General features: G+C 58.5%; 13 protein-coding genes. 1 reads left to right on the top strand and 12 read right to left on the bottom strand.

All coding sequences use genetic code 11. From position 1 onward, the window contains the following. Positions 1-209 precede the first annotated feature (209 nt). Positions 210-2,054 (top strand): class I poly(R)-hydroxyalkanoic acid synthase, encoded by a 1,845-nt coding sequence (gene phaC, locus QB905_RS03860; protein ID WP_282973244.1) that lies wholly within the window; start codon positions 210-212, stop codon positions 2,052-2,054. Positions 2,055-2,462: 408 nt separating this feature from the next. Here phaC and QB905_RS03855 read toward each other — a convergent pair whose 3' ends face one another. The 12 genes from QB905_RS03855 to nuoF all read right to left on the bottom strand — a co-directional run bounded on the left by QB905_RS03855 (position 2,463) and on the right by nuoF (position 16,814). Then, on the bottom strand, positions 2,463-4,130 hold the full coding sequence (locus QB905_RS03855) for a ribonuclease J (protein ID WP_282973243.1): 1,668 nt from the start codon (positions 4,128-4,130) through the stop codon (positions 2,463-2,465). Positions 4,131-4,150: 20 nt separating this feature from the next. After that, a complete protein-coding gene (locus tag QB905_RS03850) occupies positions 4,151-4,924 on the bottom strand; it encodes a type III pantothenate kinase (RefSeq protein ID WP_282973242.1) in 774 nt (257 codons plus the stop codon). Next, the gene (locus QB905_RS03845) at positions 4,921-5,664 is read right to left on the bottom strand and encodes a biotin--[acetyl-CoA-carboxylase] ligase (protein WP_282973241.1); all 744 of its coding nucleotides are present in this window, start codon (positions 5,662-5,664) and stop codon (positions 4,921-4,923) included. Before QB905_RS03845 ends, QB905_RS03850 begins: the two co-directional genes overlap by 4 nt. 9 nt (positions 5,665-5,673) lie before the next feature. Continuing rightward, positions 5,674-7,101, bottom strand: a complete 1,428-nt coding sequence (gene nuoN, locus QB905_RS03840) for an NADH-quinone oxidoreductase subunit NuoN (protein ID WP_282973240.1) — start codon at positions 7,099-7,101, stop codon at positions 5,674-5,676. A gap of 18 nt (positions 7,102-7,119) precedes the next feature. Continuing rightward, entirely contained in the window at positions 7,120-8,634 is a 1,515-nt protein-coding gene (locus QB905_RS03835) for an NADH-quinone oxidoreductase subunit M (RefSeq protein WP_282973239.1), read from the bottom strand. Between the two features lie 18 nt (positions 8,635-8,652). Next, positions 8,653-10,734 (bottom strand): NADH-quinone oxidoreductase subunit L, encoded by a 2,082-nt coding sequence (gene nuoL, locus QB905_RS03830; protein WP_282975567.1) that lies wholly within the window; start codon positions 10,732-10,734, stop codon positions 8,653-8,655. A 30-nt stretch (positions 10,735-10,764) separates the two neighbouring features. Then, on the bottom strand, positions 10,765-11,070 hold the full coding sequence (gene nuoK, locus QB905_RS03825) for an NADH-quinone oxidoreductase subunit NuoK (protein WP_282973238.1): 306 nt from the start codon (positions 11,068-11,070) through the stop codon (positions 10,765-10,767). Next, entirely contained in the window at positions 11,067-11,681 is a 615-nt protein-coding gene (locus QB905_RS03820) for an NADH-quinone oxidoreductase subunit J (RefSeq protein ID WP_282973237.1), read from the bottom strand. The genes nuoK and QB905_RS03820 overlap by 4 nt, the downstream gene beginning before the upstream one ends. Positions 11,682-11,697: 16 nt before the next feature. Further along, the gene (gene nuoI / locus QB905_RS03815; RefSeq protein WP_282973236.1) at positions 11,698-12,189 is read right to left on the bottom strand and encodes an NADH-quinone oxidoreductase subunit NuoI; all 492 of its coding nucleotides are present in this window, start codon (positions 12,187-12,189) and stop codon (positions 11,698-11,700) included. Beyond that, a complete protein-coding gene (gene nuoH, locus QB905_RS03810) occupies positions 12,186-13,244 on the bottom strand; it encodes an NADH-quinone oxidoreductase subunit NuoH (protein WP_282973235.1) in 1,059 nt (352 codons plus the stop codon). The genes nuoI and nuoH overlap by 4 nt, the downstream gene beginning before the upstream one ends. Positions 13,245-13,257: 13 nt before the next feature. Further along, positions 13,258-15,324, bottom strand: a complete 2,067-nt coding sequence (gene nuoG, locus QB905_RS03805; RefSeq protein ID WP_282973234.1) for an NADH-quinone oxidoreductase subunit NuoG — start codon at positions 15,322-15,324, stop codon at positions 13,258-13,260. Positions 15,325-15,500: 176 nt separating this feature from the next. Continuing rightward, a complete protein-coding gene (nuoF, locus tag QB905_RS03800; protein ID WP_282973233.1) occupies positions 15,501-16,814 on the bottom strand; it encodes an NADH-quinone oxidoreductase subunit NuoF in 1,314 nt (437 codons plus the stop codon).

Here is a 16,814-nt window from a genome sequence, read left to right as displayed (position 1 = left end):
TGAGCAAACCGCCCGTACCTCCATCCGTCAAAGCTCAGGATAAGACGCAGGAAAAGGTTCAGACCGATCCGAAAGCGCCCGCAAAGCCTTCGAGAAAGCGTGCGGTCAAAAACGGGGCAAGCCCTGCGACTCAGGCCGGGACGCCGATGGCCCATAAGGCCCCGCCCAAAAAAACCTCACCAAAAAAAGCAACGGTGAAAAAAGCGTCCATGAAGGCCGCTGCTGAAAACCCCGCCGCCACCGCGCCCCTCGACACAGCCAGTGCGTTCGATACGGACACCATGCGCCGCCTCGAAACCCTGTCGCTTAATATCGCCAAGGCCGGCATGACGGCGCAAAGCGCCCTGGCTCGCACCCTTTTTCGTCCACCCGAAGACGATGCAGGCCCCGCCGACCCCTTTCAGGTTGGCCCCGCCATGACCGAAGTGGCCAGCGCCCTGGCGTCCAAACCGGAAAAACTGATCGAGGCGCAAAACGAACTTCTGACCGGCTATATGGGCTTGTGGGGCCAGATGGCGCGCCGTTCTCTGGGTAAGGGGGCCGATGACGACACGGCGCAAACTGGTGTCAAAAAACCGTTCGACAAACGCTTTGCTGACCCGCGCTGGGAACAGAATATGGTGTTCGACATGATGAAGCAGTCCTATCTGCTGTCATCGAACTGGATCAACAAGCTGATCGCCAGCGCCGAAGGCATAGATCCGCTGGTCAAGCGCCGCGCCGAATTTTTCACCAAGCTGCTGACCGATGCCATGTCACCGGCCAACTTCCTGCTCACCAATCCGGCAGCGCTCGAAACCCTGCTCGAAACCGGCGGCGAAAGTCTGGTCAAGGGCATGGAACGCTTCGCCGATGATCTGGCGCGCGGCGATGGCAAACTCAAGATCAGTCAGGCCGATTACGGCCATTTTCGTGTCGGTGAAAATGTCGCCACCAGCCCCGGCAAGGTCGTATGGCGCGGTCCCTATTTCGAGCTCCTGCAATTCAGCCCTGCCAGCGATGAGGTGCGTGAAACTCCGCTGCTGATCTTCCCGCCGTGGATCAACAAATACTATATCCTTGATTTGCAGCCCAAGAATTCGCTGATCAAGTGGCTGACCGAACAAGGCTTTACCGTCTTTCTCGTATCGTGGATCAATCCCGATGCTTCGATGAAGGATACGAGCTTCGAGGACTATATGTTCGGCGGTATTTACGAGGCCGTGGCGCGGGTGAAGGAACAGTGCGGCGTCGATCAGGTCAATGCCGTGGGCTATTGCATCGGCGGCACATTGCTCGGCGTTACCCTGGCCCATATGGCTGCCAAAGGCGACACGTCGATCGCCTCGGCCACCTTTTTCACGGCCCAGCACGATTTTTCCGAGGCGGGCGATCTGTTGCTGTTCACCAGCGAACACTGGCTCAATGAACTCGAACGCCAGATGGACGCCGCCGGTGGCGTCCTGCCGGGAACAGCGATGGCCGACACCTTCAATGCCTTGCGCGCCAACGACCTGATCTGGTCTTTCTTCGTCAATAATTACCTGTTAGGGCGCGATCTGACGGCCTTCGACCTGCTGTACTGGAACGCCGACCAGACACGGATGCCCAAGGCGCTGCATCTGTTTTACCTGCGCAAATTCTACGGTGAGAACGCCCTGAGCCAGCACAAACTGACTCTGGCCGGCGTTGATATTGACCTGAAACAGGTCAAGATTCCGATCTATGAGCAGGCCGGGCGCGAAGACCACATCGCGCCGCCGGGTTCCGTCTATAAGGGGTCGAAACTGTTCGGCGGGCCGGTCACCTTCATGTTGGCCGGTTCCGGCCACATCGCCGGTGTTGTCAATCCGCCCGCCGCGCAGAAATACATGCACTGGCTCAATGACGCCCACCCCGACACGCTTGACGATTGGCTGAGCGGTGCCGAAATGCACGCGGGCTCGTGGTGGCCGCACTGGGCCGCCTGGCTGCATGAGCGTTCCGGCCCGATGATTGCGGCACGCGACCCGGCCAAGGGCAGGTTCAAACCCCTGATGGACGCCCCCGGTGCCTATGTGCTGGTCAAATCGTAAAATTCGCGTTTCAGGCTAAAATTAAGTCTTTTCAAGGGGCTGATGCAAGGACTTAAGTTTGGCTCTGAATGATGATCGATGTGTGTTTCAGAAAATAAATATTGATTTTCTGTGCGTAATCTTAATTTTCGCTTATAATTCAACACGCTAGAGCAACGAGCATTTAATTTGACTTACAAATTGAATGCGAGATGCGGAAAAACGTAAAATTTAGAGCGGTTTGCATTCCTTTGACCGATTCAATCAGAATGCAGACCGCTCTAACAAAAATAGTCCAAACCCATTCCCATCATGATCATGGGTATGAGCAGAATGCTGTCAATATTGATGGAAAATAGCATTCTATAGGCGGTTCGGGCTACGCAGAATTTGCGGAGCCCGAACCAAAATTCTCTTTATACGCGAATTTTAAATACGGATAATGATGGTTTCGACAATCGGACGACGACCCCAGATTGATTGCGCCGCCTTTTTCACGACACGCGCCACCACGATCTCGACCGACGCATCATCATCGCGGTCTTCGCCGGACATACCCTTGACCGCCTTTTCAACCAGCAAGCAGATTGCCTCCAGTTGATCGGAGATGACGTCTTCATCCTCGAAGGCCAGACCCAGCCCGCGTACATCGACAATCGAGGCCAGGCGATTTTTGGAATCAAGCGCAAAAGAGACGAACATCATGCCATTATGGGCGGCATGGCGGCGTTCGCGCAAAGCATCCGAAGCTTCCGGCACCAGATGGCCACCATCGACGAACAGGCGCGCGGCGGGCACCTCATCAATGATTTCTGCCCTGCCGGGTGCCAATCGTACCATATCGCCATTGCGCGGCGTCACCTGTTCGGCAATGCCGATTTCCGCCGCCAGGGCCGCGTGCTTAAGCAGGTGGCGGCGCTCGCCATGCGTCGGTATGGAGATGCGCGGCCGCGCCCAGCCATACATGTCCTTCAGTTCTTCGCGGCACGGATGGCCTGAAACGTGAATGCCGGGATGATCGCGCTCGGTATGGATTTCAACGCCGAGATCCGACAGGCGGTTCTGCAACGAACGAATGCCGATCTCATTGCCGGGAATGACGCGCGAGGAAAAGATGCAGGCATCGCCCGAACTAAGCTTGACCAGGGGATGATTGCCGTCGGCAATGCGCGACAGGGCGGCGCGCGGCTCACCTTGCGAACCCGTGCACAGATAAAGCACGTCACGCGCCTTTAGTTTCGCCGCTTCATGTTCGGTGACCGGCTCAGGAATACCGGCCAGCAAGCCGACATGGCGCGCCGCCGCCGTGATGCGGTGCATCGAACGACCCACCAAGCACACCTGCCGTCCGCACACCATAGCCGCGCGCATCACCGAATCGACTCGCGCCACATTGGAGGCGAAACAGGCCACAGCCACGCGCTTTTTCAGCGTTTTGAGCAGCTTTTCCAGTTCGATCCGCACATCGTCTTCGGAACCGGCGCGGCCTTCGACGAAAACATTGGTCGAATCGCAGACCATCGCCAGCAGACCTTCATCGCCCAGCGCCTTGATGGCCGCGATGTCGGTCGGCGCACCGGTGATCGGAGCGTCATCGATCTTCCAGTCGCCCGTATGGAATACGGTGCCCAGATCGGTGCGAATCGCCAGACCGTTCGGTTCAGCGATGGAATGGGTCAGGGTAATATAATCAATATCGAACGGGCCGATCTTCAGGCTGCCATTCAGCGGCACTTCCGTCAGATTGAAATCCTCAACCCCGGCTTCGCGCAGCTTTTCACGCACCAGGAAGGCGGTGAACGGCGTGGCATAGATCGGGGCCTTGATCTTGTCCCACAGCCAGCCAATGGCACCGATATGATCCTCGTGGGCGTGGGTCAGCACGATGCCGAGAATCGTCTCGCCCTTGAGAAATTCGGGATCAGGCACGATGACTTCAATGCCGGGCGTGGTCAGGTCACCAAAGGTCACGCCGACATCGGCGATAATCCACTGGCGATCATGCGCCGGGCCGAATCCATAGAGATTGAGATTCATGCCGATTTCGTTTGAGCCGCCAAGCGGCAAAAACACGAGTTCGTTGTCTGTCTTTTTCATTCTTATCCAATGCCGCTGCGTCAGGCAGCGAGCGTACGCCTGTAAACCTCAAGCAGCCCCCGCAGCGTCAGGTCGTGATCGAAATGTTCGATGCTGTCTGTAGCACCTTCGAACAGCGATGCCACCCCTCCCGTGGCGATGACTGTCATCTTTTGTCCATATTCCTTGCGGATCGCCGCCACCAGATACTCGATCAGCCCCACATAGCCCCAGAATATGCCGGCCTGCATCGCGCTGACCGTATCCTTGCCGATCACGCGCGGTGGTTTCTCGATGGCGATGCGCGGCAGCTTGGCCGCCGCCGAATGCAGGGCCTGGAGCGACAGATTGATTCCCGGCGCGATAGCCCCGCCTTCATAGCCGCCATCTGCGCTCACCACATCAAACGTGGTGGCCGTACCCGAATCGATGATCAGCAGCGGCCCGTCATAGTGAATATGACCGCCCACAGCATTGACCAGCCGGTCGGCCCCGGCCTCGCGCGGCTTGTCGATACGCACCTCGATACCAAGTCGCGCATTTTCTCCAACCACATAAGGCGTTTTGCCAAAATAGCGCTGGGCCAGTTTGCGCAGATTGAACAGCGACTGCGGCACGACCGAGGAAATAATGCAATCATCGATCGACTTAAAATCCAGCCCCTGCATCTGCATGAGCTGGTAAAGCCAGGCGGCATATTCATCGGCCGTGCGCGTGCTTTCGGTGGCCACGCGCCATTGCGCCACCCAGCCCTCACCATCATGGATGGCAAAAAGCGTATTGGTATTGCCCTGTTCAATCGCCAGCAGCATCATGCGTCTCCGTAGATCACATCGCCGCCGGTGATGGAATAGTCCTGTCCGTCGGGGCTTAAGATACGCAAGGCCCCGAAAGCGTCGAGGCCGGTCATCCGCCCCCTCACCTCGCGGCCCTCATGGCTGACACTGACCTGCCGCCCTATGCCATAGGCGCGCTTGAACCAGGCTTTGGCAATGTCGCTGAAATCCTTGCTGCGCCACAGATCGAGTACACCATCGAGATGACCATTCAGCTTGTGCAACACCACATCTGGCGTCAGCTTGCCACCTTCGGGGCTGACCGTCTTCAGCGCCACGGTAGGATAGCCTTCCAGAATGGGCGCGACGCGCAAGTTGAGCCCGATTCCGATCACCACGCCCAGCTTGCCCGGTTCATCGACGGTTTCGGTCTGGACGAGGATGCCGCACAGCTTATGTCCCTTGTACAGAATATCATTCGGCCATTTGATGCGCATGGCCTCATCGGTATCGGGCACCACGGGGCGCAGCATTTCATAGACGGCCAGCGCCGTTACGAACGACAATTGCGGCACATGACGAATATCGACCTGCATGATCTCATAGCGCGAGGCCATGAAATTGCCCTTCTGGCCTACCCAGTTTCGGCCATGCCGCCCCACGCCCTTCGTCTGTTCGCGGGCCATGATCCAGCCCGCCCCCTCTGGCCCCGACCGCAGCCTTTGCAGGGCCAGGGTCTGGGTGGAAGGCAGGCTGTCGAAGATCTCGAACCTGGCCACTGGCGCGGCTTACAGGCCGAACGACTGGGCGGCATTAACGGCCAGCGGGTAGACGAAGATCAGGAAGATGATGACCAGCGGAAACGAGAAGGCGGCGCAGGCATAGGCGATCCAGCGGGCTTCGCGCGGCGTCTTGTCCATGTCGCCTGCCGGGGCATCGAACCACATCAGCTTGATGATGCGCAGGTAATAAAAAGCCGCGACGACCGAAGCCACCAGACCGGCGGCGGCGAAGCTCCACAGACCGGCCTTGATAGCGGCACCAAAGACAAAGAACTTGCTCCAGAAACCACCGAACGGCGGCATCCCCAGAACCGACAGGGCCAGCATGGTGATCACCACGGTCATCGGCATATTGACCTTGGAAAGGCCCGCCAACTGGTCGATGCGCAGGACCGGCTCACCCTTGCGGCTCAGCGCCATCTGCGCCGAGAACAGGCCGAGCGCATCGACCATGTACAGCACAAAGAACATCAGAAGCGGCGCTATGCCGACCTGACCGGCGGCGATGGCCAGCAGGGCATAGCCCATATTGGCGATCGACGAATAGGCCAGCAGGCGCTTGATGTCTTTCTGCATCAGCCCACCCAGCGCTCCAATAACGAAGCTCAGCACGGAAATCACCAGAATGACCTGCTGCCACTGACCCGCTTCCTGCGCGAAACCCGTTTGCAGAATGCGCGCGAACATCACAATGGCAGCGAATTTCGGTGCCCCGGCCAGAAAGGCCACAACCGGCGTGGGTGCGCCTTCATAAACATCGGGCGTCCACATATGGAAGGGTGCCGCCGACACCTTGAAGGCAATACCGCAGATCAGGAACACCAGACCGAAGATCAGGCCGACGCCAGGATGCGCCACCATTGCATGGGCGATGTCATGGAAATTCATCGAGCCTGAGAAGCCGTAAATCAGCGAAGCGCCATACAGCAACAGACCCGACGACAGGGCACCCAGCACAAAATATTTCAAACCCGCTTCAGACGATTTCGCGTCATCGCGGCGGAAGGCTGCCAGCACATAAAAGGCCAGGGACTGCATCTCGATGCCGATATACATGGCGATCAGGTCACCCGCCGAAATCATCATGCTCATGCCAAGCGCCGCCAGGGTGATCAGCACAGGGAATTCGAAACGACGGTGGCCGAGGCGGTCGAAATAACCCTGCCCCAGCACGATGATGAGCGTGGCGGCGATATAGACCACCACCTTGGCAAAGATGGCGACATTATCGACGACGAACGAGCCGTTGAACAATGTGCCCTGACGGTCGAACAGGGCTGCCGCCGCAGCGCAGATCAGGGCCACGCCGCACAGGGCGCTGACCGAGGTCATGCCCTTGTCGCCGCGGAAGGAACCGAAGACCAGAATCAGCAGCGATCCGAGAGCCAGGATCGCTTCCGGCAGGGCCATTGAGAGAGCGAGGTGCAAATCCATTTTTCTAGCTCGTGTCCCTTATCCGCCGATGATCGTCTGATAGGCCGTGACGACCGTATTGACGCTGGCGGTAGTAAAGTCAAAAACGAAAGCCGGATAGATACCCAGCAGCAAGGTGCCCAGAACGAGCGGTGCGAAGATAGCGATCTCGCGCGCCGACAGATCGGGGTATTTTTTCAAGGCGTCATTGGTCACTTCGCCGAACATCACGCGCTTGTAGAGGTTGAGCGCATAGACGGCCGAGAAGATCACGCCCAGAGTGGCGAACAAGGCCACCCAGGTGCTCCATTGATAGCCGCCGGTCAGCGAGGTGATTTCGCCGATGAAGCCCGACGTGCCCGGCAGGCCGACATTGGCCATAGTGAACAGCAGGAACACGAAAGCATAGTGCGGCATCAGCTTGGTCAGTCCGCCATAGAAGGCGATCTCGCGTGTATGCCAGCGGTCATATACCACGCCGACGCAAAGGAAGAGCGCGCCGGAGATGATGCCGTGGCTGATCATCTGGAACACTGCGCCCTGCACGCCGAGCTGGTTGCCGGCGAAAATCCCCATCGTCACGAAGCCCATATGGGCCACCGACGAATAGGCGATCAGCTTCTTGATGTCGGTCTGACGGAAGGCGACCAGCGAGGTATAGACAATGGCGATGACCGACAGGGTCATGACCAGCGGTGCGAACATGTGCGAGGCAGCGGCGAACATCGGCAGGTTGAAGCGGATGAAACCGTAGCCACCGAGCTTGAGCAGGATACCGGCCAGCATCACCGAACCCGCGGTGGGCGCTTCGACGTGGGCGTCGGGCAACCATGTATGTACCGGCCACATCGGCATCTTGACGGCAAAGGACGAGAAGAAGGCGAACCACAGGAAGCCCTGCACGACCAGCGGATAGGGATGCGCCTTCAGCATAGCGGTCATCGTCGGGATGTCGGCGGTGCCGAGCGTATTGACCATGTACAGCATGGCCGCCAGCATCAGCACGGATCCCAGCAGGGTATAGAGAAAGAACTTGTAGGCGGCATAGACGCGGTTAGCGCCGCCCCAGATACCGATGATCAGGAACATCGGCACCAGGCCGCCTTCGAAGAAGATGTAGAACAGGAACAGGTCAAGCGAGGTGAACACGCCGATGACCAGGGTTTCCAGCACAAGGAAGGCGATCATATATTCGGTAATGCGCGTCTTGATCGAATTCCATGACGCCGCGATACAGAGCGGCATCAGGAAGGCGGTCAGCAGCACGAACAGGATCGAAATACCGTCCACGCCCATATGGTACGAGATCGGCCCGAACCACTTATAGTGTTCCTCGAACTGGTAGCCGGGATTGTGGCGGTTGAAGCCGAGAATGAGCACCACGGACAGGGCCAGGGTGATCAGCGTGGTCCACAGGCTGATCCATTTGGCATTGCGCGCGATGACGGCTTCGTCGTCCTTGCGCGCCAGAGCCCGCACGATGCCGATCACAATGGCACCGAACAGAGGCGCGAAGGTGATAAGGCTCAGGAGATTGGGAATTGTCGGTAGCATTGGTAAATCCATCTCTCCTTAGCGCACCATCCACAGGACGTAGGACAAAAGCCCCACAACCCCCAGGAACATGAAGAAGGCGTAGTGATAAACATAACCGGTCTGGGTCTTGACGAGGTTCTTGGCGGATTTGAGGGCCGCCCAGGCCGCGCCGTTGGGCCCAAGCCCGTCGATGATGCGAATATCGCAGATCTTCCAGAAGAAATCGCCCAGCACCTTAGTCAGCTTAACAAAGGTCGCCTGATAGATTTCGTCGAAATACCACTTATGATACAGGAAGTTGTAGATCGGGCCGTCCTTGGCTGCCATCTTTTTCGGCAGATCAGGCCGGGCAATATAGTAATACCAGGCAACAGCGATGCCCAGAAGGGTCACGGCCAAAGGCGCCAGATGCACCCAGAGCTGGGTGATGTGCTCACGGCCTTCCATCACGTCATTACCGGGCGCCAGGAAGATCGCTTTGCCCCAGAACTGCTGGAAATGCTCGCCGATAAAGTAGGGTGCAAACAGGAAGCCAGCGAAAGCCGCCCCGAAGGCCAGCACCAGCAGCGGCACCAGCATGATCAGCGGGCTTTCGTGCGGCGTATGACCATGACCATGACCATGACCATGATCTTGGCCGTGATCATCATGCGCATGAGCATGGTCATCGGCGTGTTCGGGTTCGGAAACGTTGTGACCGTCAATGACCTCATGATGATGGTCGCCCTCCTCATGCAGCCAGTGCTTCTTGCCGTGGAAGGTCATGAAGATCAGACGGAAAGAATAGAGCGCCGTCAGGAATGCCGCCGCCACGCCCATGATGAAGGCGAACATGCCTTGTGGTGTGCCGTGCATGGCCCAGGCCGATTCGATAATGGCGTCTTTCGAGAAGAATCCGGCAAAACCAATATTGGTGAAGGGAATGCCAATGCCGGTAATAGCGATGGTGCCGATGGTCATCACCGCATAGGTGACGGGCATATATTTCCAGATACCGCCCATTTTGCGCATGTCCTGCTCATGGTGCATCCCGTGGATCACCGAGCCTGCGCCCAGGAAGAGCAGCGCCTTGAAGAAGGCGTGGGTGAACAGGTGGAACATAGCCATCGGATAGGCTCCGACACCCGCCGCAAAGAACATATAACCGAGCTGCGAACAGGTTGAATAGGCGATGACGCGCTTGATGTCGTTCTGCGTAAAGCCGATCGTGGCAGCGAAGATGGCGGTGATCGCGCCGATATAGGCGACGATCATCTTGGCCACCGGCGCATATTCAAACAGGGGGGACAGCAGACAAACCATATAGACGCCGGCCGTCACCATGGTGGCGGCGTGGATCAGGGCCGAAACGGGCGTCGGGCCTTCCATAGCGTCGGGCAGCCAGGTGTGCAGGAAGAACTGCGCCGACTTACCCATCGCGCCGATGAATAAAAGGAAGGCGGCCAGATCAAGGCCCGAGAAGCTGTGACCGGCGAATTGCCACACCATGCCCTTGTGGGCGGCGATCATTGGGAACAGTTCGGCGAAATTGATCGTATGGAACTGCCAGAACACGGTCATGATGCCAAGCGCAAAGCCGAAATCGCCGACGCGATTGACCACGAAGGCCTTGATGGCCGCCGAAGAAGCGCTTTCCTTGTTGAACCAGAAGCCGATCAGCAGATACGAGGCCAGCCCCACTCCTTCCCAGCCGAAGAACAATTGCATGAAGTCAGCGGCGGTCACCAGCATCAGCATGGCGAAGGTGAACAGCGACAAATAGGCGAAGAAGCGCGGCCGCGACGGGTCTTCCGCCATATAGCCCCAGCTATAGAGGTGAACCAGAGACGACACGGTGGTCACCACCACCAGCATCACGCACGACATGGCGTCGATACGCACCGACCAGGCCGAATGGAAATCGCCGATATTGATGAAGGGCAGAAGCTGGACGGTGAAGTCCGCCATGCCGCCCCAGGTATGGGCGATGAAGGTGGACCAGCCGAGCAGGCACGACACGAACAAAAGCCCGGTCGTGATCGTCTGCGAGGCGATATTGCCAAGGCGGCGGCCAAACAGGCCGACCACGAAAGCGGCCGCCAGCGGCAGCATGACGCAGGCCGTGACCACGGCAGGCATATGGGAATGCATTGAAGAAAGCACCTGGGATTAGCCTTTCATCATGCTGGCGTCATCGACCTCGATGTCGCCGCGATTACGGAAGAAGGTGACGAGAATGGCCAGTCCGACAGCCGCCTCGGCCGCCGCCACAGTCAGGACGAACATCGCCATGATCTGACCCAGCACATTATGCTGATAGACCGAGAAGGCGACGAAGTTGATATTGACCGCCAGAAGCATCAGTTCGATCGACATCAGGATGATGATGACATTGCGGCGGTTGAGGAAAATGCCCACAACGCCAATGGTGAACAGAATGGCCGATACGGTCAGATAGTTGGAAAGTTCGATCATTCCTCAATTCCTTCGCCCGTCTTGACGGAAACCACGGCTACGGCGTCCTTGCGGCGGCGCGTAACCTGCTTGAATATATCCTGACGCTTGACCTGACCGCGATCACGCAGGGTCAGGACGATGGCCCCCACCATGGCCACCAGCAGAACGAAGCCCGCCGCCTCGAACAGATAGGCATAAGTGGTGTAGAGCACATGACCGATGGTCTTGATATTGCTTTCATTGGCCGTGAAGGCCTGCGGTAATTGACCTGCCGCCGCGCCTTTCGTGGCCACGCTGACGCTGACAATGACCAGTTCGACCAGCAGAACCAGCCCGACCACCAGGCCGATGGGCAGATAACTGGTAAAGCCCTGACGCAGCTTGTTGAAATCGACATCGAGCATCATGACGACGAACAGGAACAGGACGGCCACTGCGCCGACATAGACGACGACCAGCAGCATGGCCAGAAACTCCGCGCCCATCAGTACGAACAGGCCCGCTGCCGAGAAGAAGGCGAGAATCAGAAACAGCACCGAATGGACGGGATTGCGCTGGGTGATCACGGCCAGCCCCGACAAACACGTCAGGGCCGCCATGATATAAAAAGCGATTTGCATCAGGGTCATAGGCTCACATCCTCACTCAGCGATACGGCGCATCGAGTTCAAGACTGCGGGCGATTTCGCGTTCCCAGCGGTCGCCGTTATCAAGAAGCCGTTGCTTGTCGTAGAGAAGTTCTTCGCGCGTGTCGGTCGAAAATTCGAAATTCGGGCCTTCGACAATGGCGTCCACCGGACAGGCTTCCTGACACAGGCCGCAATAGATGCACTTCACCATGTCGATGTCGTAGCGTGTGGTGCGGCGCGAACCATCGGCGCGCGGCTCGGCCTCGATGGTAATGGCCTGAGCCGGACAGATCGCCTCGCACAGCTTGCAGGCGATGCAGCGCTCCTCGCCGTTGTCATAACGGCGCAGGGCGTGTTCACCACGAAAGCGCGGGCTGATCGGGCCCTTCTCAAACGGGTAGTTGATCGTGGCCTTCGGCTTCAGCATATATTTGACGGCAAGGCCGGTAGCGCCGACGAAGTCCATCAAAAGCGCGGCCTTGAAGCCCTGAACGATGCGCGACATCATAATGCGCCTCCATAAACACGGTAAGCCGCCACGACCAGCACAGCTACCAGCGAAACCGGCAGGAAAACCTTCCAGCCCAGACGCATCAACTGGTCATAGCGATAGCGCGGCACGATGGCCTTGGCCATGGCGAACATGACGAACCAGAACACGACCTTGACGATGAAGGTCAGCAAACAGATCAGGGTGAAGACCACCGGCGGCAGATGCAGGCTTTCCAGCGGAAACGGAAACTGCCAGCCGCCGAAGAACAGGATGGTGATCATCGCGCACATCAGCACGATATTGGCGTATTCGCCGATCATGAACAAAAGATAGGGTGTCGAGGAATATTCGACCTGATAACCGGCCACCAGTTCCGATTCCGCGTCGGGCAGATCAAACGGCGGGCGGTTGGTTTCGGCCAGGGCCGAGATATAGAACATGACCATCATCGGGATCATCACGATCAGCAGGGGCCAGTGGCCGCCGCCGAAAACGTTCCAGTTCCAGAAACCCCCGGCCTGCTTATTGACGATGTCGCTCAGATTGAGCGAACCCGACAGCAGGATAACGGTGACAATGATGAAACCGATCGAGACTTCATAACTGACCATTTGCGCCGCCGAACGCAGCGCGCCGAGGAACGGATATTTCGAGTTCGAAGCCCAGCCGCCCATGATGATGCCGTAAACACCGAGCGATGAAATGGCCAGCAGGTAGAGAATGCCGACATTGATGTTCGACACCACCCATTGCGGTGCGAACGGAATCACCGCCCAGGCGGCGAAGGCCAGCACGAAGCTGATCAGCGGGGCCAGCATGAAGATGAACTTGTCAGCCCCGGCCGGGATAATCACTTCCTTCAGAACGAACTTCAGGAAGTCGGCAAACGACTGCATCAGACCGAACGGCCCGACGACATTGGGGCCCTTGCGCATCTGCACGCCCGCCCAGACCTTGCGGTCGCCCCACAGAAGGAAGGCGAGCGACACCATGACGCCGACGATGACGGCCAGCGTCTCGCCGATCGTGATGATCGTCCAGCCCCAGGGTGATGACCAGAAACTATGCATCGTGTTCGTACCCCTATTCCGCCGCCGCGCTGACCGGCGGCCTGCGGGCCGCCGAGCATTCCGCCATAGCCTCAGAAGCCCTGGCGATCGGGTTGGTCAGATAAAAATCAGTAATCAGCGATGTGAAGACGCGATCTTCAATGGCACCCTTGGCACCCATCGCCTTGACATCGAAAGTTTTCATTGCCGGCTTGACGTCAACGCGCCCGAAAACCGGATGATCGGTGATCAGTTTTTCACGCAACTGCTTCAGCGAATCGTAAGGCAGGGTATGGCCGAGATGGCCCGACAGGGCGCGTAATATGGCCCAGTCTTCCTTCGCTTCGCCCTTGGGGAAGACGCAGCGCTCGGCGATCTGCACCCGGCCTTCGAGATTGGTATAGATGCCGGACTTTTCTGTATAGGCCGCACCGGGCAGCACCACATCGGCCGCCGAGGCCCCGACATCACCGTGCGATCCGATATAGACGACGAAGGTGTTACCCAGTTGCGACGTGTCAATTTCGTCGGCACCGAGCAGGAACAGAACATCCACCCCGCCCGTCAGCATGGCGGCGGCGTCGAGCGCCTCGCCCACCGGCACGAAGCCGAGATCAAGACCAGCCACGCGGCTGGCCGCCGTGTGAACGATATTGAAGCCGTTCCAGTCACCCTTGACCACGCCGCAGGCATCGGCCAGTTCGGCGATGTCCTTGAGCACCGCCGCCCCGTCCGGGCCGGAAATCGCGCCGGAGCCTACCAGAATGGCCGGGCGCTGGGCGTTTTTCAGCACATCGCGGAAGGCATGTTTCTTCAGGTCTTTCAGGCCCTTGGTGCCCGCGCCGACATGGGTGTAGTCATAGGTCAGATCGACCGGCTGGCCCACCAGACCTACCTGCACATTGCCCTTGAGCCAGCTCTTGCGGATGCGCGTATTGATCAGGGCCGCTTCGTGGCGCAGATCGGTGCCGATCATCAGAACGGCGTCGGCCTCTTCAATCCCGCCAATACCGGTGTTGAACAGCCATGATTCACGCGGCGTCGTTTGCGTCACAGGCCCGATTTTCGCGCCTTCCTGGCGGCAATCGAGATTGGTCACGCCCAGGCCGTAGAACAGATCCTTGGCCGCCTTCATGGTTTCGGCGTCGCACAGGTCACCGGCAATCACGCCGATCCGGCCCGTTGCCGTCGCTTTCATTTTGACAGCGACCGCCTTCAGCGCCTCGTCCCAGCTTACCGGCTGCAACTTTCCAGCCTTGCTGGTGCGCACCATCGGCGTATCGAGACGGCGGCGCGACAAACCATCGACCGCATAGCGGCTCTTGTCGGTCAGCCATTCTTCGTTGACGTCTTCTTTCAGGCGCGGCAGGGCGCGCAGCACGGCGGGTCCGCGATTATCGATGCGGATATGCGCGCCCAGCGCATCATGCACGTCAATCGTCTCGGTCTTGGTCAGTTCCCACGGCCGGTAGTTGAACGACCACGGCTTGTGCGTCAGGGCCCCCACCGGGCACAGGTCATTGACGTTGCCCGACAATTCCGACGACACCGACTGTTCGAGATAGGAGGTGATTTCGGCATTTTCGCCGCGCGAGATCATGCCCATTTCATTGACGCCAGCCACTTCGGTGGTGAAGCGCACGCAGCGCGTACACTGGATGCAGCGCGTCATGAAGGTCTTGATCGTGGGGCCCAGGTGCTTTTCCTCGACCGCACGCTTGTTTTCCTGATAGCGCGAACCGCCCTTGCCATAGCCCATGCTCTGGTCTTGCAGGTCGCATTCGCCGCCCTGATCGCAGATCGGACAATCGAGCGGGTGGTTGATGAGCAGAAACTCCATCACCCCTTCGCGCGCCTTCTTGACCATCGGCGTATTGGTGAAGATTTCCTGGCCTTCGGCGGCGGGCAGCGCACACGAAGCCTGCGGTTTCGGCGGCCCCGGCTTGACCTCTACCAAACACATGCGGCAATTGCCCGCAATCGACAGACGCTCATGATAACAGAAACGCGGGATTTCCTCCCCCGCCAGTTCCGCCACCTGCAGCACGGTCATGCCGGGATCGAACTCGACCTCCACACCATTGACTTTAGCCTTGGCCATCTGCCCTATACCTCAACATTTGCAAATATATTACGGAAATTCATAGCTTTTTTGCCCTTCAGCATCAAAACCATGAGCGATTGCCCGCAACATAGTCTTCGTAAAACCGTTTGATCAACAAGGTGCCGTTCGCCTGATTTCCCAGCTTAAGGCACCCTGTCCTCTGTTCTTCGTCCCTACTCCGCCGCCACCCGATGACCGGCGAAATTGGCCTTGGCGGACCGGTAAAGCGCGATGCGCTCCTCGATCTCGCCACGGAAATGGCGGATCAGGCCCTGAATCGGCCAGGCCGCCGCATCGCCGAGCGCGCAAATCGTGTGGCCCTCGATCTGGGTGGTGACTTCGAGCAGCATGTCAATTTCCGCCGGATCGGCGTCACCCTTGACCATGCGCTCCATCACCCGCCACATCCAGCCCGTGCCTTCGCGGCACGGCGTACACTGGCCGCAGGATTCATGCTTGTAGAAATAGCTGAGGCGGGCAATGGCGCGGATCAGGTCGGTGGACTTGTCCATGACAATGACCGCCGCCGTGCCGAGGCCCGACTTCAGATTCCGCAAGGTGTCGAAATCCATCGGCAGGTCTTCGCACTGCTCCGCCGTGATCATCGGCACCGACGAACCGCCGGGAATGACCGCCTTCAGATTGTCCCAGCCGCCGCGAATACCGCCGCAATGATCCTCGATCAGCTTGCGAAACGGGATCGACATGGCTTCTTCGACATTGCATGGCCGCTCGACATGGCCAGAAATGCAGAACAGCTTGGTACCGGTATTGTTGGGCGCGCCAAACGATGCGAACCACGATGCGCCACGACGCAAGATCGTGCCGACAACGGCGATTGATTCGACATTGTTGACCGTGGTCGGGCAGCCATAAAGCCCAGAACCCGCCGGGAAAGGCGGCTTGAGGCGCGGCTGGCCCTTCTTGCCTTCCAGCGATTCGAGAAGCGCGGTTTCTTCGCCGCAGATATAGGCGCCGGCGCCATGATGGATATAGACGTCGAAATCCCAGCCGTGGATGTTGTTCTTGCCGATCAGCCTGGCTTCATAGGCCTGCTTGACGGCGGCTTCCATGCGCTCGCGCTCCTGCACATATTCACCGCGCAAATAGATGTAGCAGGCATGGGCCTGCATGGCGAAGGAGGCGATCAGACAGCCTTCGATCAGCAGATGCGGATCGTGGCGCATGATTTCGCGGTCTTTACAGGTGCCGGGCTCAGATTCATCGGCATTGACCACGAGGTAGTGCGGGCGATCCTTGACCTCTTTCGGCATGAAAGACCATTTCAGCCCGGTCGAGAAACCCGCGCCGCCGCGACCGCGCAGGCCCGAATTCTTGACATTGGTAATGATCCAGTCACGGCCATAGGACAGGATGTCCTTGGTGGCGTTCCAGCAGCCGCGCTGCTTCGCGCCGTCCAGGCCCCAGTCGTGGAAACCATACAGGTTGGTGAAAATCCGGTCCTTGTCTTCGAGAATGCCGACCAT

Source organism: Asticcacaulis sp. EMRT-3 (assembly GCF_030027245.1).
Taxonomy (GTDB): Bacteria; Pseudomonadota; Alphaproteobacteria; order Caulobacterales; family Caulobacteraceae; genus Asticcacaulis.
Note: the sequence above shows the minus strand (reverse complement) of the source record. Positions and strands in the feature narration are given on the sequence as shown.